General features: G+C 35.4%; 17 protein-coding genes, 1 other RNA gene and 1 pseudogene. 16 read left to right on the top strand and 3 right to left on the bottom strand.

All coding sequences use genetic code 11. The annotated features are described in order from the left end of the window. Positions 1-790 precede the first annotated feature (790 nt). From KUI_RS06200 to KUI_RS06190, 3 genes are read left to right on the top strand one after another with little or no spacing between them, the layout of a single operon-like run. The gene (locus KUI_RS06200; RefSeq protein WP_014840542.1) at positions 791-1009 is read left to right on the top strand and encodes a hypothetical protein; all 219 of its coding nucleotides are present in this window, start codon (positions 791-793) and stop codon (positions 1007-1009) included. A gap of 56 nt (positions 1010-1065) precedes the next feature. Next, a complete protein-coding gene (locus KUI_RS06195) occupies positions 1066-1446 on the top strand; it encodes a hypothetical protein (protein ID WP_014840541.1) in 381 nt (126 codons plus the stop codon). A gap of 50 nt (positions 1447-1496) precedes the next feature. Further along, entirely contained in the window at positions 1497-2207 is a 711-nt protein-coding gene (locus KUI_RS06190) for a nucleotidyl transferase AbiEii/AbiGii toxin family protein (protein ID WP_014840540.1), read from the top strand. A gap of 522 nt (positions 2208-2729) precedes the next feature. Here the strand turns inward: KUI_RS06190 and KUI_RS06185 are convergent. Next, a complete protein-coding gene (locus tag KUI_RS06185; RefSeq protein ID WP_014840539.1) occupies positions 2730-3455 on the bottom strand; it encodes a Fic family protein in 726 nt (241 codons plus the stop codon). 542 nt (positions 3456-3997) lie between these two features. On the opposite strand from KUI_RS06185, the gene KUI_RS06180 reads away from it, so the two are divergent. Beyond that, positions 3998-4792 (top strand): dioxygenase family protein, encoded by a 795-nt coding sequence (locus KUI_RS06180; protein ID WP_014840538.1) that lies wholly within the window; start codon positions 3998-4000, stop codon positions 4790-4792. On the opposite strand, the gene KUI_RS06175 is transcribed toward KUI_RS06180, so the two are convergent. Together KUI_RS06175 and KUI_RS06170 are read right to left on the bottom strand one after the other, a co-directional pair. Next, on the bottom strand, positions 4748-6034 hold the full coding sequence (locus KUI_RS06175) for an O-antigen ligase family protein (RefSeq protein ID WP_013521436.1): 1287 nt from the start codon (positions 6032-6034) through the stop codon (positions 4748-4750). The genes KUI_RS06180 and KUI_RS06175 overlap by 45 nt on opposite strands. 9 nt (positions 6035-6043) lie before the next feature. Further along, positions 6044-6562, bottom strand: coding sequence for a hypothetical protein (locus tag KUI_RS06170; RefSeq protein WP_014840537.1), 519 nt, complete (start codon positions 6560-6562; stop codon positions 6044-6046). A gap of 71 nt (positions 6563-6633) precedes the next feature. Here KUI_RS06170 and KUI_RS06165 point away from each other — a divergent pair, with 71 nt between their 5' ends. The 12 genes and pseudogenes from KUI_RS06165 (at position 6634) to greA (ending at position 22353) form a co-directional block, all read left to right on the top strand. After that, positions 6634-9447: a PD-(D/E)XK nuclease family protein gene (locus tag KUI_RS06165; RefSeq protein ID WP_014840536.1), complete on the top strand. Its 2814-nt coding sequence runs from the start codon at positions 6634-6636 to the stop codon at positions 9445-9447. Further along, a complete protein-coding gene (locus KUI_RS06160; RefSeq protein WP_013521433.1) occupies positions 9440-12769 on the top strand; it encodes a UvrD-helicase domain-containing protein in 3330 nt (1109 codons plus the stop codon). Before KUI_RS06165 ends, KUI_RS06160 begins: the two co-directional genes overlap by 8 nt. A 28-nt stretch (positions 12770-12797) precedes the next feature. After that, positions 12798-12895: signal recognition particle sRNA small type (gene ffs, locus KUI_RS08170), an RNA gene on the top strand. A gap of 16 nt (positions 12896-12911) precedes the next feature. After that, positions 12912-14024, top strand: a pseudogene (gene dnaX / locus KUI_RS06155) (DNA polymerase III subunit gamma/tau); the annotation flags it as partial. A gap of 59 nt (positions 14025-14083) precedes the next feature. Continuing rightward, a complete protein-coding gene (locus KUI_RS08330) occupies positions 14084-14455 on the top strand; it encodes a DNA polymerase III subunit gamma/tau C-terminal domain-containing protein (RefSeq protein ID WP_081447331.1) in 372 nt (123 codons plus the stop codon). Between the two features lie 2 nt (positions 14456-14457). Beyond that, complete coding sequence (locus tag KUI_RS06145) at positions 14458-14784, top strand: YbaB/EbfC family nucleoid-associated protein (protein WP_013521430.1); 327 nt, start codon at positions 14458-14460, stop codon at positions 14782-14784. 4 nt (positions 14785-14788) lie between these two features. Beyond that, positions 14789-15385, top strand: coding sequence for a recombination mediator RecR (recR, locus tag KUI_RS06140; protein WP_013521429.1), 597 nt, complete (start codon positions 14789-14791; stop codon positions 15383-15385). A 45-nt stretch (positions 15386-15430) separates the two neighbouring features. After that, complete coding sequence (carA, locus tag KUI_RS06135) at positions 15431-16582, top strand: glutamine-hydrolyzing carbamoyl-phosphate synthase small subunit (RefSeq protein ID WP_013521428.1); 1152 nt, start codon at positions 15431-15433, stop codon at positions 16580-16582. 5 nt (positions 16583-16587) lie between these two features. Next, on the top strand, positions 16588-19833 hold the full coding sequence (gene carB, locus KUI_RS06130) for a carbamoyl-phosphate synthase large subunit (RefSeq protein WP_013521427.1): 3246 nt from the start codon (positions 16588-16590) through the stop codon (positions 19831-19833). A 109-nt stretch (positions 19834-19942) separates the two neighbouring features. Further along, on the top strand, positions 19943-20407 hold the full coding sequence (gene bfr / locus KUI_RS06125; RefSeq protein ID WP_013521426.1) for a bacterioferritin: 465 nt from the start codon (positions 19943-19945) through the stop codon (positions 20405-20407). A 42-nt stretch (positions 20408-20449) separates the two neighbouring features. After that, positions 20450-21781: a solute carrier family 23 protein gene (locus tag KUI_RS06120; protein ID WP_014840534.1), complete on the top strand. Its 1332-nt coding sequence runs from the start codon at positions 20450-20452 to the stop codon at positions 21779-21781. Positions 21782-21876: 95 nt separating this feature from the next. Beyond that, positions 21877-22353 (top strand): transcription elongation factor GreA, encoded by a 477-nt coding sequence (gene greA, locus KUI_RS06115; RefSeq protein ID WP_013521424.1) that lies wholly within the window; start codon positions 21877-21879, stop codon positions 22351-22353. Positions 22354-22365: the final 12 nt, after the last annotated feature.

The following is a 22365-nucleotide window of genomic DNA, read 5'->3' as shown; positions in this document are numbered from 1 at the left end:
AAATTTTCATAATAGAAAAAGGGCAATCAAAGAGATTGCCCTTACAGTTAAATATTTTTTAACCGTACGTTAAGGCAGTACGTCACCAATGAATTTGACCGTACGTTAAGGCAGTACGTCACCAATTTTTAACTGCTTACACATTGTATATATGTTTAAGATATGAAGTCAATAAGATTTTTTGGGGCTCTAAGTAAGATTGATAGCCATATCAATTTATCACCTCTCATAGAACATAATTCCGAATTTTTAACGATTAAAGGCGTAAAGCTAGTTGGATAATAAACTTTTAAATCAATCTTAACCCTCTATTAAGAGGTTTTTTTATTTCTAATTAATAGACAAGTCGCCCAAATCCATCAGTACTTAACACAAAAAAAAGCATTGTTGTAAACCCTATAACTATACAAAGATATATCAGAATTAAAGTTAGAGAATATGAACTTGATAAAAAGATAAATCATGAAAAGTTATCATTAGCAGAATACCGTAACTTACAGCTACCTATCCTAAACAAGTAGAAGCTATAATAAGTAAAAGAAATGATACTGAAAAAGATAAACAAGTAGTAACCAAAAGAACACCAGAACAAATACAACAAGATAAAGAAAGACTAGGTGATAGGTATGACGAAAGATATGCAGAAAACGGTGGCGAATATCGTCCTCTTTGGTCTACTTTTCTTATGAAGATATATACTAATAAACTTGTTACATTGTGTTTTTTATCTGTTTGGTTTTTAATATATTGTTGTTTAATATATACTTAATTATTTTGTGAGGAATCGAAAATGAAACCATCAGAAGAAGCTATTAAATTTGTTGAGGAAAACAAAAACAATATCAAACGCAATATGTTACACCCTTATCTTAATGATATTGAATATTTAAGAAACAATAAAATAACTATTGTTGGAATACAAAAATTTCTTAAAAACTTAAAAGGTGTAGAAACATCTACTGCTACTATTAATAAATTTATTAAGAAGTTTATTGAAAATAAAAATTGATATGAATTACAAAACAAAAATATTAAATTTGTTATAATTTAAAAGCATGCTTAAAAATGAAAGTAGAGCAAAACGGTTTAAATTCCAAAGATAAAGAAACTTTTCAATATATATCTGGATGGGAAGCCTTAAACATCAAAAATGAGAAAGGTTTAACAGCTGATTGGCATCCACTAAATTATTTTCAAATGAATAAGCCCTTTAAGTTATACACCCTTGACAAAAGTATGCCCTTAGGTACTAAGGGAATAAAACTTAGATACATACCATTTCTCAAAAAGCAATATTATGTTGCCTCTTTTGCTAGAGCAATTGCTGATTTAGTTTATTTTGATGATAGTTATGGTTTAAAAAATTGTGTATACGATTTTTTAGATGATGAAGATACCAATGAGCTTTATTCGTATTTGAAATTATTAATCAAACAAAAAACGTGAAACATTCATGAAATATGAATTAACGAAACTTTACTTTAGGGATAAAAACTATGCTTGAATATCAAAGTGACCGAATAAATCTTATAAAAGAAATCTTACCTCTTTTAGGTGATAAATATATTTTAAAAGGCGGAACTGCTTTATACCTTTACTACGGTTTAGATAGGTACTCTGAAGATGTTGACTTAGATAGTAAAACATCAAATATGAACTTTATAAATATGTTAAAAAATCACAGAGAATATAAAAACTGGAATGTAACGATAAAAAAAAGTCCAGAGACAGCATTTAGATTAATGATAGATTACGGAGCGGTATCTATGAAAGGTGCATACCCCCTTAAAATTGAAGTTAGTTCAAGAAATACTCAAAGGTTAAGAGATTTTCCTTCTTTATATCATAAACATGGCAATGTCAATGTCTACGATATAGACGAACTAATCCACATGAAGACTTCCGCGTTTACTGGTAGAGATAAAGTTAGAGATTTATATGACTTGAATTTTCTATTTCAAAAATACCCAGAAAGTTTCTCTGAATCCTTACTAAAGGTAATTATTCCGAAACTTTATTATAGCGGGGAAGAAGAGTTAGATATTTTATTAGAAGATGAATTCAAAAAACATAATTTATCTATTAGTAACTCTTACGATTTTAAAAACTTCACAGAAAATTTAGAAAAAATTATGACTGAAAGATTAAATTTTTTAGAAAAATCAAAATCTATCGCTTCCCCAAAATCCCAAGATATAACAATGTAAATATATATCAGTCTCTAAAATTGATTTATTAAGGTTTTTAAAAAAATTGTACTTTCAAGATAATCTTCCAGATTCGGCTACAGAAACCTTTTCTCTAATTCCCTCTCACACACACCATCTCAAAAATCCAATCTCTAAAATTTTTAAACTTAGAAATAAAGAAAACCGATTTTAAACGGTAAAATTAAACGATTCAGCTATTACCTATACACATCAATAGCCATACACCTTAAACTTTAGAAACCTTTCGATTTTTGAAAACATTTTTCGGACCGAAATTTTTTAAAGTGGAAGTTGGAAAAACTATACCCTCTAAATCCTTATCTTTTTTAATCCCTTCGGGCTATGGCATAACGGTACCGCACCGATGGACCGGCTTCTGGTCTTGCTCTTGAGGCTATAGGCTCGAAAATATTATAAATATTAGAATTTGTTTTAGTCAATATAGGGTAAAAAAATCTTCTAATAAACAGCTACATAAAGTAGTAATCTTTATATGTTTTTTTTCATCAGAAAATATAACTACATTGTTAAACCATCATTGTATGAAATTTTAAGAGAGGACTCCTTAACATTTTGCATATGTAGTAAACGTGGGGAATTAATTTGAGATCTAATGAAATCGTACATTTCTTCTTTGTTATTTCTAATATAGAAATTTATTAATTTATTTTTAAATTCTTTATCTACTTCAGGGGGGTAAGTGAATGGGGCATAACCATTTTTCATAAGCATAGCATTCATAACCAACTGTCCAGTTCTTTTATTGCCATCTTCAAAGTATTGATTTCTAGCGCTGTCAAGGAACAAATCCATAGCCGATTTTTTTAGATCGAGCGTTGAGTTGGTTTTATAGTTATCAATCATTTCCCTAAAAAGAGAATTCAAGATAAATGGCTGTGGAGGAAGGTAGTTAGTACCAGATATGGCAACACTTTTTTCTCTGAATTCCCCATGACTAGGATTTTCGTCCCTAGCTACTAAGGAATTAATTTTTACGAATAGATTTTTATCAATAATTAATTCTTTATACTTTACAAGATTGATTACATAATCCCACCCATTACGTATGTTTTCAACTTGCCGTAATTCAAACATACTTTTTCCACTAATACCATAGCCTTCGATTACAGTAGAGGTTTCAGCAAATGTAAGACTATTGCCCTCAGCTTTAGCCATGTTATAAATGAATTCATCACGTAATTTATAAGCTATGAATACGGCATTATCCAATCCTATATACTTCATATTTACCCTCCAACTAGAATTTATATTTTGGCTTTGACCATAAATCTTATTATCTTTATCGTACGTCTTGAATTTTTAGAAATTAGCATTCATCTTGCATATGGTTGATTATTGAGTTTTTAGATTGAAGTGAGTATTATAACCATGTTAAATATCAATGACTTACAGGTAATATGAGACCTTATGAAATTATAAAAAAATAGAGAAGATATTAAGCAAATTATTTTGACCCATAAAGGGTTACAACCTCGTATTTTTTTTAGTTGCTCAAAGATAAGATGTGGATGAGAGTGAACTAGAAACTAATCAGTCGTACGTTAAGGCAGTACGTCACCAATGAATTTGACCGTACGTTAAGGCAGTACGTCACCAATTTTTAACTGCTCACACATTGTATATATGTTTAAGATATGAAGTCAATATTCGTTTAAAGTCAAATTATTAAATATCTGTCTAATGAACATTTCTATTGATTATCAAAAGTGAATTGAAATTAGTTAACCATTTATAATATACGCTTTAACATAATCCACATAATAATCATGCAACCAGTATTTTTTATCTCACATGGTGGTGGTCCTTGGCCATGGATCCAGCAATGGGAGCAGTCGTATTCTAAACTTAGAAGTTCATTGCAAAAAATTCCTTCATTGCTTGAATTCCAACCCAAAGTTATTTTAATGATATCAGCTCACTGGATTACAGAGGGCGGGTTGGGTATTATGAATAATCCCCGTCCAGGTATGTTGTACGATTATTATGGATTCCCTCCATATACCTATTCCGTACATTATGGAGCACCTGGTCATCCACAATTTGCAAAAACATTAAGTTCACATTTAAAGTCATATGGTTTTGAAACTTCCTTTGATTCAAATAGAGGTTTTGATCATGGGGCATTTGTTCCATTGGCAGTGGCTTTCCCTGAAGCGGAGATTCCAGTTGTTCAAGTGTCTATAGAGGCTTCATTTGATCCTTACTATCACATTCATTTAGGAGAAGCACTAAAACCTCTTAGAGGTGAGGGTGTACTTATATTAGCAAGTGGACTTACATTTCATAATATGCGTATGTTTAATCCAGAGGGTTCTCAGCCATCAGAGGAGTTTGATGCATGGCTTCAGGATTCTCTTATTGATAAACCATATGAATATAGAAAACAAGCTTTAATCAACTGGGAGATGGCTCCTAGTGCAAGGACCTGTCATCCCTTTGAGGACCATTTAATACCTATGATGGTCGCTGTAGGAGCAGCTGGCTCAGATGAAGCTCAATTAAACTATTTTGAGCAATCAGCTATGGGTGGCGTCACTGTGAGTGGGTATAAGTTCGGATGATTTGTGGGAGTTTTCTGCATACCTGGTAAGTGCCCAGAAAATTCCAACCCCTAAAATCCAATACATAGTTCCCTCATTGTGGCTGAACACAGCTTGAGTTAAACCAAATACCATATAACCACTTACAAATATCGCACCTATACCAGCCGGTAGTTTTACTTCAGAAGAATAGTTTGAACGGGCGTTTTTAAAAAAGTATGCAAAGCTGATTAAATACAAGGAAATAAGTGCAAGAAAACCAAAAATACCTCTCTTAACGAATTCATTTAAGTATTCATTATGTGGGTGTCTATGTTTGTAAACCTTCTGAGAAATATGGCCATCTAAGAAGCCCCATTTCATAAATTTTAAATATTGAACATCGCCCCATCCGATAATGGGATGTACTTTTATCATCTCAGAAGCTAAATACCACATTTCAAATCTAGCAGTAATGGAAGTATCCAAAACTTTAATTTCTGATAAATCTTTAAATAAGGTTTCATAGGTCATATCCACCCTTTCCTTGATTGCAGGTGAGTAGTGATAGGCTGAGAATGCAGCAACAACTACAAAAACAAAGGAAGAAAATATAAGTAATAGTGAATGCTTTAGAGATTTAAAAGTAAAAAGAGAAACAAGTACAAAACCCATGGGAACATATATCCATCCTCCTCGAGAGCCAGAAAGTATAGATGCGAAAATTCCCATAACAAAACCTAAAATCCCTAACCCGATAAAAATTTTCTTATTTTTTAAACCGTGCAGGTGAAATAGGGACAGTAGCGATCCTAAGCCCCAAACTAAGGCAAAATTTCCGAAATGGATTTCAAGCATACCCCCTTGAGCTCTTTCTAAATTGAAGAAAAAGACATCTTGTATGGCAAATACACCAAAAACGATAGCACCACATTGAATGCACAATATAAAAAGCCATCTTTTAATTTCTACAAATCTAAGACAGTATACGAACAGTAAACCAATCAAAATTTTGCTTGGGCGATCAAAATATCTACCAGATTCACCATAATATAAACTGACAGCGAATGAAATCAAAACCATGGCGGTCATACTGATAAACAGTGCCCAATCCCATGCAGACATTTTGTAATAGCTATTAAGTTTTTTTGATTTATAAAAAGTGGCTAGACTAGCTAATATAAGGAGTACATAGGCAACAGAATAGCCATTAGCCAAGGCACAACCGTATACTAAAAATGTAATCACACCTAAGATAAATGTCTTTTCTACTAATGGGTGCATAAGTTAATCCTAAAAGATACTCAGTTGAGTATTTTCTGTTAATCGTGTGTATCTGAATATGATAGTGCCCTTATGACTTTCTCGATTTCCTAGTTCAACAGATAAGTCCCAAGTTGGTATTGCCGCTTTAGCCTGAAGATCCTTAAGAAATTTATTTACCTCTTCCTCACCAGAATTACGTAAATTAAACATAAATTCTTCTTGTGCAGACCAAATAAATCCATCCTTTGGGCCAGGAAGGTCTGGATTAAAAGTAGAGCCAGAGTACCTAATTGCATATCCATCTTTGATTTTGTCACATGATGGAATATCTACCTCGCTTTGTAAAACTTCTTCTAGTGCAGCTTTTGAAGCTGAAATGCTAGGTGTCTTAAGGTTTCCTGCTCTAAGTGCAAGCAATTCATCACAAATACTAATTAGATCTTTCGGATTTACGTTTGAGATAAATTTAATAAGATTTTCCCAATTTTTTGATTTCTCTAATTGTTTTGCACAAGCTCTCAGATGTTTAAGCTGCTCGTTATTCATATTAAATTAATAAAAATTTTATAAATTTTAGCAGACTATAATTAATGAAACATCTTGCAAATTGGTGACCTATGCCACTATCAGAAATTCAATCATGTACCTTAGAAGAACTCAATAAACTTAATCCTAAAGAAACCTTAATCTTGGCTGCTAGTAATAGGCTTACGTTTGACGTACGTAGGCAATTGATCGATCAACATAAAAAAGATGATCATAATAAAAAAATATTTGAACTGCCAAGTACTTTTACCTTTAAAAGGTGGATTAAGAATTACCTTCTTGATTTGCAGTTTGAATTCCCAAATATGCCGGTTGTGTTAAATGATATTGCAGAGAGTTTTTATTGGAGTAAAGTTTTAGATAAGCCTTCCAAAGGTGTAGCTACAAATCGTTCCAATTTTAAAAATAGGGCAAATAATTCCGACCTGTCAATTGCTCAGAAACTGATTAACGATCTTATAGATTCGAATAATTTGACCTCTCAAATTCAAAAACAATCGGAGGAAGAGAAATTCGTATTGCCTATGCTTTCAGAATCAAAAGCCACAAGGTTGGCAATGAAAGCACATAAATTAATTCATGATTATTCTATAAAAGTTAGACCAGTAGAAAAAACTCCTGAGTATGAGATTTTCACTAAGTGGCATGAACGATATCTAAAAGTTATAAATAATAAAAATTTATGTGATTCCGTAAATTTAGAAGATTTAGTTTTGGATTCTATTAGAGGTGGGATACTCAAATCGCCGAAACATATAATCCTTCACGGCTTTTATAAAATCACACCCTACATGAAAAAATTCTTAACTTTATGTCGAGACAAAGGGTCAGAAATTCATGTGTTATATACCAAAAGACCACGTGCTCAAAATATTTCATTATTCAGTGCTGATAGTATAGAGACTGAGCTTAAGTATGCGATTGACTGGGCTTCTCATTTAATGGCTTCTAATCCAAACAAAAGATTGGCTATTGTAGTTCCTAATCTTCAAAATAATTTGCTATTAATTGAACGTGAACTTGCAAATCAAAAACACTGGCATATCTCATTGGGTCGCAACTTAGATGAATGGAGTTTAATTCGCTCAGTAATATGTTGGTTTGAGTTGATTCTTAACTTTCATAAACAAAAAATTCCACTTCAATTAGTTGGCAATGCTTTCTTAAACGCCGAATTTGGTTTTTCCGAGTCTGAACGTGAGACACTGGCACATTTAGATTATTTGCTTAGAAAACGTAAAGGTAAATTTATATCTCATAAACAATTAAGTGAATTGATGTATAAACATATTCACAAAAAAACCGAGACTCTTTTTAATGAAAATGATGACTGGATTAATGCTGGGCAAAAGGATATAAGTCATTGGGCTGATGCGTTTAGGATCACTCTTACAGAGTTTGAATTTCCAGCAGATGCACCTCAAAATAGCACCAATTATCAGCTTTGCACAGCCTTAGACAATGTTCTTAAAACCCTAAGTTCTATGCATCAGATGCTTCCAAAAATAGATGTATACGAAGCTGTAGATCTATTTAAAAAATTGCTGTCTAACACTATGTTCCAAGTACAAAGGGAAGCTGATTCTAAGCTTGATATCATGGGACTTTACGAAGTCGAAGGTGGTAGATGGGACCATGTATGGGTTTGTGGCTTGCAAAGTAATACATTGCCACCATCACCTTCATACAATCCTCTAATTCCATTGCTTTCTCAGATTAATGCAGGAGTTGATTTAACAACCTGGAATAGCACTTGGGAACTTTCGGAGCAGATTTTTAACGGGATTTTGCACACTTCAAATGATGTAATTCTTAGTTATTCAGATTTAGAGGAAAATAGAAAGATTTATCCTAGCTCCTTTTTGATACCTTATATGGAAAAAATGGAGGTTTTAAAACCTATTGCCATCCCAAAAAGAGATAAAGCTATTATGCAGACTTTAGATGATAGAGATGGTCTTACCTTTGAGGATGAAATTAAAAGAGGAGGGGCTCATATGATTGAGTTGCAGTCAATCAATCCTCTTTGGAATTATGCAAAATATCGTCTGAATGTTGATGAATTACGACCTTATCCAAAAGATGATTACAACGCATCAATTAAGGGAGATTTTTATCACAAAATTTTAGAGTTATTTTATAAAAAGTATAGAAGTTCATCGTCCGTCACGAAAATAGAGGATTTGAGTTTAGAACTTGATCTGATTATCGATCAATCAGCTAATGAAGTATTGGCACACATTGAATCTGTAAATATGCAAAATGCCATTAAATCCGCAGCTAAAGCGGTTATGGTGTATTTTATTCAACAAGAGATAAGTTCACGATCGCCTTTTGAAGTTGTTCATGTTGAAAAGAATGAAATATATACGAAAGAATATATGGATATCAATTTTAAAGTTGATAGGGTAGATCGAGTAGGTGATAAGTATTTTATTATCGATTACAAAACTGGAAAGCCACTCACTTCAACCAGTATGAAGAAGTATTGGATTGATAGAGATAGGCTCAAAAAATGTCAATTGCCATTTTACGCATGCTCAATTGAGGAAGAGATATCGGAAAATTTGATAGGTGTAAGCAATGTATTTTTACATCAAGGGAAATTGGCACAAGGGTCAGTTCTTAAAACCTATGTGGGTTTTGTTGATGATGTCCAATCATATTTTAATGACGAATTAAATCATGATGTTTTTAAATTTACAGAGGCGGATTGGTGGGATTTGCTTAAGACTTGGAAGTCCAAAATAAATGATTTGTTAGATGAGATTAAGGACGGTATATCTCCAAACGTATACATTGACAAAGAAGATATGAAATATTGTGAGATTAAACCTTTTTTAAGAATTTTTGAATCTAACGATGAAGAGGCTAAATATGAATAAAAAAATTGCTGCCGATCAGAAACAACGTGATTTGGCTTTAGATTCAAGCAAATCTTATATAGTTCAAGCTCCAGCTGGGTCAGGAAAGACAGAGATACTTTCCACCAGAATTCTTTCTCTTTTATGTGTGGTAGAGAAGCCAGAGCAAATTCTTGCTATTACTTTTACTAAAAAAGCAGCCTCAGAAATGCTCGATAGAGTTTATGAAAAGCTTTTGAATCATTCCAATCCAGAACCTGAGTCTGAATTTGAAAAGCTCTCATGGGAATTAGCTAATAAAGTTATTCAAAGAGACAAAGAAAAGAATTGGAAAATTCTTGAAAATTTAGATAGGTTTAGGATTAGGACCATAGATTCTTTTACTAAGAATTTAATTTCTAACACTCCATTGATATCAGGTGTAGGTGCAGGTGTTGAATTTACAGAAAATGCTGAGTCATTATTTCATGAAGCTGTTGATTTGATGATTGAAGAATATGATGATCACCCTTTTTTACGACAGGTGTTAGATCATCTAGATATGGATTTTGATGGATTCAGACGGTTAATGATTCAAATGCTACATAAGCGTTTGAATTGGCAGGATTTAATTAAACGCAATGTTCCATCCCAAGAGTTGTTTAATCAATCATACGAGAGCATATCTAAGGAGTATTTGAATGAACTAAAAGAGACTTTAGATAGTGTGGAAGTTAAAAATGACTTATGGCCAATTATTAAAAGTAAATATTTTGATGATCTTGCATGGCACAAGGGATTTTTAGATATAGATAATCCAAGTTTTTGTCCAGGTTTTGAAATTGAATATGTCCCTTTTTGGAAAATAGTTAGGGCTGAGGTGCTTACAAAGAGTCCTGGAACTGTTAGAAAGAAAATACAAAACCTACCGCGTATTACTCCTGAAGATGTTGGAATTGAGGGCTTTAAAGATTTTTTAAAAAGACATGAAGAAGATCACAAATTAGAAGATGCTCTTAAAAAAATATGTTTATTACCTGATCAATTTAATAGCCTAGCTCAAAACTTAGAAATCTTCTATGCGACATTGGGGCTTGCTTTAGAAAAATTAAATGAAGTTTTCTCAAACTATTCAATTATTGATTTTAATGAGTCTTCTATTAGAGCATTAACAGCATTAGGTGAAGCAGATGACCCGTCAGATTTGCTTTTAAAAATTGATAATGATTTGCATCATATTTTGATTGATGAATTTCAAGATACAAATTTCAATCAAAAGCAGCTTCTTGAAAAAATCACATCAGGATGGTCCGTTGGGGATGGTAGAACTATATTCTTAGTTGGCGACCCGATGCAATCTATTTATAGGTTTCGGCAGGCAGAAGTTGGGATATTTATTGATTATGCTGAGAAAGCAAAAAGAAATATCGGATTACCTTTATCAGATCAAATTGGTGTAGTGGGTGATATTCCGCTTGAGTTTTTAAGCCTTAGTGTAAATTTTCGATCTAACAAAAATATTATTGATTGGGTAAACAACAAATTTTCTAAAAAATTTCCATTAAAAGATAATCCAGTTTTGGGTGCAATAAGTTATACCCCTTCAGAATCATTCAAAGATGCTTCAAGTGAAGATTGCGTCCAAATTCACAGCTTCTTAAAAGATACAAAAGGGTGCTATGAAAATGCGGTAAACATTGCCAAAAAAGCATTAGAAAGTCATCCAAACTCATCAAAGCCAGTTGGAATTTTAGTTAAGTCTAGAAGTCATTTAGAAAATCTAGTTGAGCAATTGGTATCGGCTGGTATCAGTGTTAAAGCTGTAGAAATGGTATCTCTAGGAGATACTGAAGAAATAATGGACTTAGTTCAACTTATTAGGCTTCTTAGTCATAAAGGAGACAGACTCGCATGGATGTCTATATTGCGATCACCAATGTGTGGTTTAACTCTTAAAACTTTAACTAGAATTTTTGAATCACGCAAAAATGTATCTCCTGCTTCAGCATTACGTGAAGTTTTAAAAGACTCTAATTTTAAAAAATCAATCGACGAAAATGAGTTTATGAGGTTGTTTTATGTTAGTGACATTCTTTTAAGAAATCCGCTGAATTATCCTAGAGTGGCTTTTCCTCAATTTGTTTCTATGGTTTGGGAGGATTTAGGTGCAAATAAAATTTATAGTTCTGAGATTCAGCAGGCAAATATAAAACGAGTGATAGAGCTTCTTGAGAAATCGTCACCCTATGGAGCTATTGATATTGAGGGTTTTGAAAGAAATCTTCAAAAACTTTATGCTCAGGATGTGGTTTCTGGTCCAGCAGTTGAAATTATGACTATGCATTCAGCAAAAGGATTGGAGTTTGATGAAGTAATTCTTTTTGGACTAAATAGAAAACCTCCTAATAATCAAGCAAATTTAATTGAATTTGAAAATTATGGTAATAGTTTTCTAGTTAGTTCTGTAGGTCATAAGGGTACTGGAGTTAAAGACGATTTGTTTGATCTTATAAACCAGAGAAATAAAGAAAGAGATGAATTCGAAACCATGCGACTGATTTATGTTGCATGCACTAGAGCCAAAAGAAAATTGCATTTGTTTGTAAATATCACTAATAAAAATGAAACAGTTTCTGCAGGATCAATTGCAGGTCAACTAGGGTTGCAAGAAACAGATGAGTTTTCAATTACTAAAAACTATGTTCCTTCCGAAGAAATTCAAGATGAAAAAGTTACTACTTTAATCGATAAATCTATTATTAAGCGATTAACTATAGATGAGTTTAAGGTTCCAACTGCTGATAGTTCTTCTATTGCCAACCTTGCAATAAGAGAAAGTAAAACATGGCAATTTGACGATCAGTATATTTCATGTGTAGGTCATGTAGTTCACATGTGGCTTGAAAGAATGGGTCGAGATAAATTAGTAGGTTGGGATTTTGAAAGAATAAAAAATGCACGTGGTTTGGTTCAAAAACATTTGCATACATTGGGTCTTCCAAATGTAGCCTTGACAGGAGCAACTACTCGAGTAATTAAGTTGCTGTTAAAAGCATATGATAATCATACTGTGAAGTGGTTGTTAACTAATGCGAATGCTATGCAAGAGTGGTCTCTTTTTGATGAAATGGCAACTGAGCGTAGGTTCGACGTTGTAGTGGATAACGGGGATCATTGGTTGCTTGTTGATTTCAAAACTAATATAAAACATGAAGACGAAGAATATGAGGATTTTATTGGGCGTATGATTAGAGTATATACACCGCAATTAAACATGTACGCTAAGTATTTACAATCATTTAATGATAAGCCTGTTATTAAGAAACTCCTCGTATTAGAAACCTGCGAATTCATTGATCTTTGATTGTTACCGTTGTGTTAAAATTCTGTTCGGTGGGCCCCTTCGCATGGGTCGGCAGTGAATCTGGTCAGGTCGGGAACGAAGCAGCCACAGCTGTGCAGATCCAGTGCCGAAGTCAGGCTCACTCTTCTTTTTAGGAATTTCAATGAGCTATCTAGTACTTGCTCGCAAGTGGCGACCTAGGGTTTTTTCAAGTCTTGTTGGTCAGGATCATGTTGTTAAAGCCTTGACACACGCTTTGGATACGGAACGTCTTCATCATGCGTGGTTGTTCACTGGTACTCGTGGAGTAGGTAAAACTACTTTAGCTCGTATACTTGCTAAATCACTTAATTGTGAAACAGGAATCACATCTAAACCCTGCGGTGTTTGTCGTGCATGTACGCAAATTGATGAGGGTAGATTTGTAGATTATATGGAGTTTGATGCTGCTTCAAACCGTGGGGTAGAGGACATGGCCGCATTGATTGAGCAAGCCATTTATGCTCCATCAGTAGGTAGATTTAAGGTCTATACTATAGATGAGGTTCATATGCTTTCTGGCACAGCATTTAATGCTATGCTTAAAACTTTAGAAGAGCCCCCTCCGCACGTTAAATTTATACTTGCTACTACAGATCCCCAAAAAATACCTATTACCGTAGTATCAAGATGTCTTCAATTTAATTTGAAGAACATGTCTCCAGAACAGATTGTTTCTCACTTAGAATACATCTTAGAAAAAGAGTCGGTTTCATACGAAAAATCAGCTTTAAAATTGTTAGCCCAAGCAGCTTCTGGTTCTATGAGAGATGCTTTGTCTATAACAGATCAAGCTATTGCTTTTTCTTCTAATAATATTACCTTAGATTCAGTAAGGGGGATGCTAGGTTCTATAGACCATACTTTCTTAGCTCGACTTTTAAAAAATCTCTTATCTGCTGATGCTACTGGATTAAAAGAAGTAACAGATGAACTAGCAAATAGAGGTTTTTCATTTTCACAAGCTCTTGAGGATTTGGCTTCTTTAATTTCTAAAATTGCAATTGAACAGAGAATTCCTAAAACTATAAGCGAAGATGATTTGCTATTTGAAGATATTCAAGAGCTATCTAAAGTTGCAGATCCTGACTTGTTGCAGCTTTTCTATAGCATAGCAATACATAGCAGAAAGGAATTGGGATACTCTCCAGATGAGTATTCTGGATTTATGATGGCTTGCTTGCGCATGATTTCACTAGCTTCTCCAGATACGCTAGTTCCTCTGCAACAGTCAGAGGGTAAAAAAAAAGTCCTGATCAAAGAGTAGTTTTCTCTAATTTAAATGCTCAATCATGGATTGAGGTTGTACAAACTTTTAAAGAAACGGGGTTGGTGCAACAAATTGCAATTAACTCACAGTATGTAAAAACTGAAGACGATACCATATTTCTAAAATCTGAGTTATTACAGTCTAATCAGGAAAATACTAAAAAGAAATTTAGTAAGTTTTTATCAGATTATTTTGGACGTGCTGTTGCGGTTGAGTTTGAATTAGGAGAAGTGTCTTTCACCCTTAAGCAAAAGCGTGATGAGGAACACAATGCAAAAATGGCTGTGGTCATGGATAAGATTGAGAAAAATGATTTTATTAATAAACTGAAAGAACATTGCCAAGCTGTACTGATACCCGATTCAGTTAAAATAACGCATAAAAATTCAGAGGATTAATTATGATGAAAGGTAAAATTGCTGGACTTATGAAGCAAGCTCAGCAGATGCAAGATAAGATGAAACAAACTCAAGATGAGCTTAGTAACACTTTAGTTGAAGGAGTTGCTGGAGGTAATTTGGTTACCGTTTCGATGACTTGCAATCATGAAGTTAAAAGAGTTTCTATTGATGATTCTGTTCTAGAAGAAGATAAAGAATTTTTAGAGGATTTGATTGCTGCTGCTCTTAATGATGCCCATCGTAAAGCTGAAGAAACTTCTCAAGAAAAAATGTCTGCAGTAACTGGTGGTTTGTCGCTTCCTGGCGGTATGAAATTACCTTTCTAAATTGATGACGCAGGAACCAGAGCCACTCCAAGCACTTATTGAATCAATTTCTGGTTTACCAGGTATTGGTGTAAGAACTGCTAGAAGACTTGCCTATCATATGCTTCAAAATGATAGGGAAGGTGCCGAGTATTTGGCACATAACATTAAATCTGCATTGATTACACTTAAGCATTGTTCAAAATGTAATAACTTTTCAAGTTCTGATATATGTGATATCTGCTCATCTAATAAGCGAGATTTAACAACTTTATGCATCGTTGAGACGCCAGCAGATTTAATTAGAATTGAAGAAAGTCATGGGTATAGGGGGCTTTATTATGTGTTGATGGGTAGAATTACACCTATGTCCCCAAAAGGAGCTCAAGGTCTTAATTTTGAGCACTTAATTGAAAGAGTAAAGGAATCAGGCATTAAAGAAGTAATTATTGCCACAAACTTTACAACAGAAGGTGAAACAACTGCTCATTTCATAAAAACACTTTTTTCAGATTTGGATATTCAAACAAGTCGGATTGCTCGAGGCGTCCCTAGTGGTAGTGAACTTGAATACGTAGATGCGGCTACTATCGCATGGGCTTTAAATGATAGAAAGAAATAGCCTCTATCGTTATAATTATAAGTATTTCATTTACGGAAACGCTCAATGTTGCACGCACTTTTATCTAAGGGTACAAAAGAATACCCTAGTGCTATTCTTGCACTTGCTGACGGTACAGTTTTTAAGGGTATTTCAATTGGGGTAGATGGTCATACTGTAGGCGAAATTGTATTTAATACAAGTATGACTGGATATCAAGAAATCCTAACTGATCCAAGTTATTCTCAACAGATTATCACTCTTACTTATCCTCACATCGGAAACACTGGGATTAATTCTGAAGATATAGAATCGAATATTATTAGGGCATCTGGACTTGTAGTTAGAAATTGCCCCAAAGTTGTTTCTTCATTCAGATCTCAAAAATCACTTCCCGAATATCTAAAAGAAAATGGAATTGTATCTATATCAGAAATAGATACGCGCAAACTTACGAGAATTTTGAGAGATAAGGGTGCCCAGGGCGCATGCATTTTAGTAGGTGATGATGAACAAAAAGCCATTGAGTTAGCTAAAAATTATCCTGGTATGGTTGGTCAGGATTTGGCTAGTGATGCTTCAGTAAAAGAAAAGATTAATTGGACTGAAGGTGCATGGAGTCTTAAAAGGGGCTACAGTTCTGATTGTGAGACTAGGTTTCATGTTGTGGCCTATGACTTCGGTATCAAATTTAACATTCTACGGTTACTACATGAGAGGGGGTGCAAAATTACCTTAGTACCTTCAACTACAACCGCTCAAGAAGTTTTAGGTTTAAATCCAGATGGAGTTTTCTTGGCAAATGGACCTGGAGACCCTAGTGCAGTTGGTTATGCCATCGATACTGCAAAAGTTATATTAGATAAAAAAATTCCTTTATTTGGAATTTGTCTTGGGCATCAAATTATGGGTTTAGCTTTAGGAGCTAAAACTATTAAGATGAAAGCTGGACACCACGGTGCAAATCACCCAGTTAAAGATGTAGAGACTGGTAGTGTTTATATAACTTCTCAAAATCACGGTTTTGCGGTGGATGCTGAGACATTGCCATCCAATGCAAGGGTTACACATGTGTCGTTGTTTGATGGAAGTTTGCAAGGGTTTGAACTAACCGATAGACCTGCATTTTGCTTTCAAGGTCACCCTGAAGCCAGCCCAGGACCACACGATGCTATGCCACTTTTTGATAAATTCATACGCCTCATGGAGGCAAAATAAAAGCTATGCCTAAACGTACAGACCTTAAAAACATACTAATCATTGGTGCAGGACCTATTGTAATTGGGCAAGCATGTGAGTTTGACTATTCAGGAGCACAAGCATGCAAAGCTCTAAAGGCTGAGGGTTACCGTACAATTCTAGTCAACAGTAATCCTGCAACCATTATGACTGATCCAGAAACAGCGGACGTTATATATATTGAGCCTATTACATGGAAGTCATTGGAAAAGGTAATTGAGATTGAGAAACCCGATGCCATTCTTCCGACTATGGGAGGGCAAACTGCCCTTAACTGTGCTCTAGAATTAGCTAAACAAGGAGTTCTCGAGAAGCATGGCGTTGAACTTATCGGAGCAAATGCTCATGCCATAGAAAAAGCAGAGGACAGGATGAAGTTCAAAGAAGCCATGTCTTCTATTGGTCTAGAGTCTGCTAAATCAGGTATTGCTCATAGCATGGATGAAGCATGGGATGTACAAAGACGTATTGCCGAAGAGATTGGTACTGCAGGATTTCCTGTAGTTATTAGACCGAGTTTTACCTTAGGTGGTACGGGCGGTGGCATTGCCTACAACCCAGAGGAATTTGAAGCGATATGTATGCGTGGTCTAGAAGCTTCGCCTACAAATGAACTTCTCATTGAAGAATCACTTTTGGGATGGAAGGAATTTGAAATGGAAGTTGTGCGCGATAAAGCGGATAACTGCATAATAATTTGTTCTATTGAAAATCTTGATCCTATGGGAGTGCACACTGGAGATTCTATAACCGTAGCCCCCGCACAGACTTTGACTGATAAAGAATATCAAATTATGCGCAATGCCTCTATTGCAGTATTGCGTGAAATAGGTGTGGATACTGGGGGGTCAAATGTTCAGTTTGCAGTTAATCCAGCAAATGGGCGCATGATAGTTATCGAGATGAATCCACGCGTGTCTCGTTCATCTGCTCTAGCATCAAAGGCGACTGGTTTTCCTATTGCAAAAGTGGCATCAAGACTGGCTGTCGGTTATACCCTAGATGAGTTATTAAATGAAATCACTGGAGGTGCTACACCTGCATCATTTGAACCCACATTAGACTATGTGGTTACTAAAATTCCAAGATTTGCATTTGAAAAATTTCCACAGGCTGACTCTCGTTTAACTACGCAGATGAAGTCAGTTGGCGAAGTCATGGCTATAGGTCGCACTTTCAAAGAGTCTTTTCAAAAAGCACTTCGTGGTCTTGAGGTGGGTGTTGATGGGCTAAATCTGAAAACTGTTGATTTAGAAAAATTGCAGGTTGAACTTGCTGAACCTGGACCTGAGAGAATTTGGTTTGTTGCCGATGCATTTGATCGCGGTTTTAGTATTGATGATGTTCATAGGCTTACTAAAATTGACTTATGGTTCTTGGAGCAAATTAAAGAAATTGTAGATATCGAATTAGCTTTAGAGCAAAAGACTTTGGGTGAGATAGATGCTGAAGTTATGAGATTGCTAAAGCGTGAAGGGTTCTCTGATAGGCGCCTTGCTTATTTGCTCGATACTTCCGAAACTGAAATTCGTAAAATCAGAATTCAACAAGGTGTACGCCCTGTCTACAAAAGAGTGGATACATGTGCAGCTGAATTTGATACTAAAACTGCTTATATGTATTCTACATATGAGGAGGAATCGGAGGCATTGCCAACCCAAAAACAGAAAATCATGGTTTTAGGGGGCGGTCCTAATCGTATCGGTCAAGGTATTGAATTTGACTACTGTTGCGTGCATGCGGCTCTTTCATTAAAGCAAGACGGCTATGAGACGATTATGGTTAATTGCAATCCAGAGACAGTGTCCACCGATTATGATACGGCGGATCGATTGTACTTTGAGCCACTTACATTAGAGGATGTGCTTGAGATTGTTGATATTGAAAAGCCAGTAGGTGTAATTGTTCAGTATGGTGGTCAGACACCCCTAAAACTTGCAAGGGATTTGGAACTTAATGGGGTTCCAATTTTGGGTACTAGCCCTGAATCTATAGATATAGCTGAGGATCGGGAGCGTTTTCAAAAGCTACTTCAAAAATTAAATCTTAAACAGCCTCCAAACAGAACTGCTCGCACTGAAGAAGAGGCCCTTACATTGGCAAAAGAAATTGGGTATCCGTTAGTGGTACGTCCATCCTATGTGTTAGGAGGTCGTGCTATGGAAATTGTGCACGATCAAATGGACCTTGAGCGTTATATGACAGCTGCCGTTAAAGTTTCTAATGATTCACCTGTACTTTTAGATAGATACCTTAACGATGCAATCGAAGTGGACGTAGATTGTATTTGCGATGGCAATGAAGTTTTTATCGCAGGTGTTATGGAGCATATTGAGCAAGCTGGAGTGCATTCGGGTGATTCTGCATGTAGCATTCCTCCTCATTCTTTATCAAAAGAAATAGTGGATGAGATAAAACGACAAACACGGCTAATGGCTAAAGCCTTAAATGTTCGAGGTTTGATGAATGTTCAATTTGCGATTCAGTCAAATGAAGTTTACGTGCTCGAAGTTAATCCTAGGGCCTCTCGTACAGTTCCATTTGTCTCAAAAGCCACAGGACTTCCTGTAGCTAAGATTGCAGCTCGGGTTATGGCGGGCAAATCACTTGAAGAGCTTGGAGTCACCGAAGAGAAGATCCCTAATTTTTATTGTGTAAAAGAAGCTGTTTTCCCTTTTGCTAAATTTCCAGGGGTAGATACGATTCTAGGTCCTGAAATGAAATCTACTGGTGAGGTTATGGGTGTGGGAGAAACTTTTGGTGAAGCTTTTGTTAAGTCTCAAATTGCTGCGGGTATAGATTTACCTCAGGCAGGATTAGTATTTCTTAGCGTTAAAGATTCTGATAAACCAAAACTTATACCTATTGCCAAAGGATTGCTTGAACTTGGTTTCAAAATTTGTGCCACTCGTGGAACTGCAAGTGCAATATATGAGGCGGGCATACCTGTACAAGTAGTTAATAAGGTTACTGAAGGTCGACCTCATATAGTGGATATGCTTAAAAATGGTGAGTTGAATTTAGTAATCAATACTGTAGAAGAGAAAAGAAATGCTATCAACGATTCTCGTTCAATAAGGACTAATGCACTTGGAGCCAGAGTTACTGCTTATACCACAATTGCAGAGGCTTCTGCTGCTGTAGAGGGGCTTAAGTACTTACGCTTAGGAAAAGGGATTCAAGTTTATCCCCTCAAATCGATACATGAATCAACTAAATCCGCAAACTAAAATGCAATTGAGAGTAATTCAGATTTACTAGATGAATCAAAATAGGGTCTAATTATTGAATCTATTTTAAATAGCCCTAAAATGAATTATCTTTTTTTAGGAGCTTTTAATGAAAGGAAGCCAATTAGTTATCGATTACTTTAATCAACTTATTTCTGGTGAGCTTGGAGCCCGTGATCAGTACTTCATACATTCACGTATGTACGACGAATGGGGTTATACAAAACTTTACGAGCGGTTAAATCACGAGATGGAAGAGGAAACTCAACATGCCGATGCATTGATTAGACGTGTTCTTCTACTTGAAGGTACTCCTAATATGCAAGTAGAAAAAATCAATGTGGGTTCTGACGTAGTTAGTATGTTGAAAAACGATCTTACTCTTGAGTATAAAGTTCGTGAAGACCTTAAAAAGGGTATAGCACTTTGCGAATCTGAAAGAGATTACGTATCACGTGATATTCTTGTGGATCAGCTTCAGGATACGGAAGAAGATCATGCTCACTGGTTAGAGCAACAACTAAGACTAATAGATGAGATGGGCTTACAAAATTACTTGCAGTCCAAGCAGTAATATCTGAAAATAGGAGGGTTTACCTCCTATTTTTTATTCATAATGTCTTATTTTCCACAATTTAGAAAAGTAAATTCAATTAAGCCAGGCCAAGTAGTGGCTCCTCATGAATATCTACCCCCTGTACAGTCATTACTTATGGGGGCACAGCACGTTGTTGCAATGTTTGGTGCTACCGTGCTTGCTCCATTGCTTATGGGTTTTGACGTAAATTTAGCTGTACTTATGTCAGGACTTGGAACTCTTATTTTCTTCTTGTTTGTGGGGGGTAGAGTTCCAAGTTATTTAGGATCAAGCTTTGCATTTATCGGTGGAGTTGTCTCTGTTACGGGCTATGTAGCGGGCTCTGGACCAAATACAAATATTGGTGTTGCTCTCGGTGGCATCATTATGTGTGGCTTGATTTATGCATTATTTGGACTTTTAGTTATGTACGCCTCTAAAAATGGCAGTGCAACTCGTTGGATAGATAAACTAATGCCACCGGTAGTAACAGGAGCGATTGTTGCGGTAATTGGTTTGAATTTAGCTCCTATAGCAGCTAAAAGTGCAATGGCTTCTGGTAGTACATTTGATTCTATGATGGCTATGCTTACTGTAGTAAGTGTGGGTATTGTAGCCGTATTCACAAGGGGTACAGCTCAAAGGCTTTTAATACTGCTTGGTCTTGTATGCTCTTATTTAGTGTACTTCCTACTGGCAAACGTTTTAGGGTTTGGGACACCAATTGATTTTACGGCATTAAATAATGCTCCTTGGCTTGGATTGCCCAAACTTACAGCACCTGAGTTCAAGTTTTCAGCTATTACCGTCATATTGCCAGTTGCCGTGATATTAGTTGTAGAGAATCTGGGTCATATCAGAGCAGTTAGTGCCATGACTGGGCAGGATCTTGATAAATATCTCGGTAGGGCATTTATGGGAGACGGTGTTGCTACTATGGTTTCAGGCTCTCTTGGTGGTACAGGTGTAACTACTTATGCTGAAAATATTGGTGTTATGGCTGTTACAAAAATTTATTCAACCTTGTTGTTTTTGGTAGCAGCTGGGTTTGCAGTTTTGTTAGGCTTTTCACCTAAATTTGGTGCATTGATTAATAGTATTCCAGGTCCTGTACTAGGTGGTGTGTCTATGGTTGTATTTGGACTTATTGCCATATCAGGGGCTAGAATTTGGGTTATAAATCGCGTAGATTTTTCTGACAATAAAAATCTTATTGTTGCTGCTGTTACTCTGATTATGGGGGCGGGAAATTTTACACTTGAATTTGGAGACTTTAAGTTAGAGGGAATTGGAACGGCAACATTTACTGCTATTATCTTGTATGCACTTCTTAATTTAAATAGGAATAACATTCAAAATCCTAATACATAACTTGTAATTTGAAATTTCTTATATATAATAAGCAGTTATAGACAGACGCTCTACTTAATTTGTAGGGCGTCTTTTTAATTTTTCTAAGAGGGTTTATGTCTACACTTCCATTGACTAAAGCAGGGTCTATTAGACTTACTGAAGAATTACAAAAATTAAAAACAGTTGAACGCCCAGCTGTGATTCAAGCTATCGCTGAAGCTAGAGCTCAAGGTGATCTTAGCGAAAATGCAGAATATGATGCTGCACGTGAAAGACAAGGGTTTATTGAAGCAAGAATTAAAGAGCTTGAGGGTGTACTTTCAAACTCTCAAATTATTGAACCTTCAACTCTTGAAGCGGGGGATAAGATAGTTTTCGGTGCTACCGTTGAACTTGAGGATTTAGATAGTGGTGAACTAGTTAAATACCAAATTGTGGGCGATGCCGAAGCTGATATCAAGCTAAATACTATTTCAATTTCAAGCCCTGTAGCACGTGGATTGATAGGTAAGCATGAAGGCGACACTATTAAAATTAGTGTACCTTCAGGTGAAAAAGAGTACGAAATTTTATCAGTTGAGTATATCTAGACTCGTTTATAT

The organism is Taylorella equigenitalis ATCC 35865 (assembly GCF_000276685.1).
GTDB classification, from domain to species: Bacteria; Pseudomonadota; Gammaproteobacteria; order Burkholderiales; family Burkholderiaceae_B; genus Taylorella; species Taylorella equigenitalis.
Note: the sequence above shows the minus strand (reverse complement) of the source record. Positions and strands in the feature narration are given on the sequence as shown.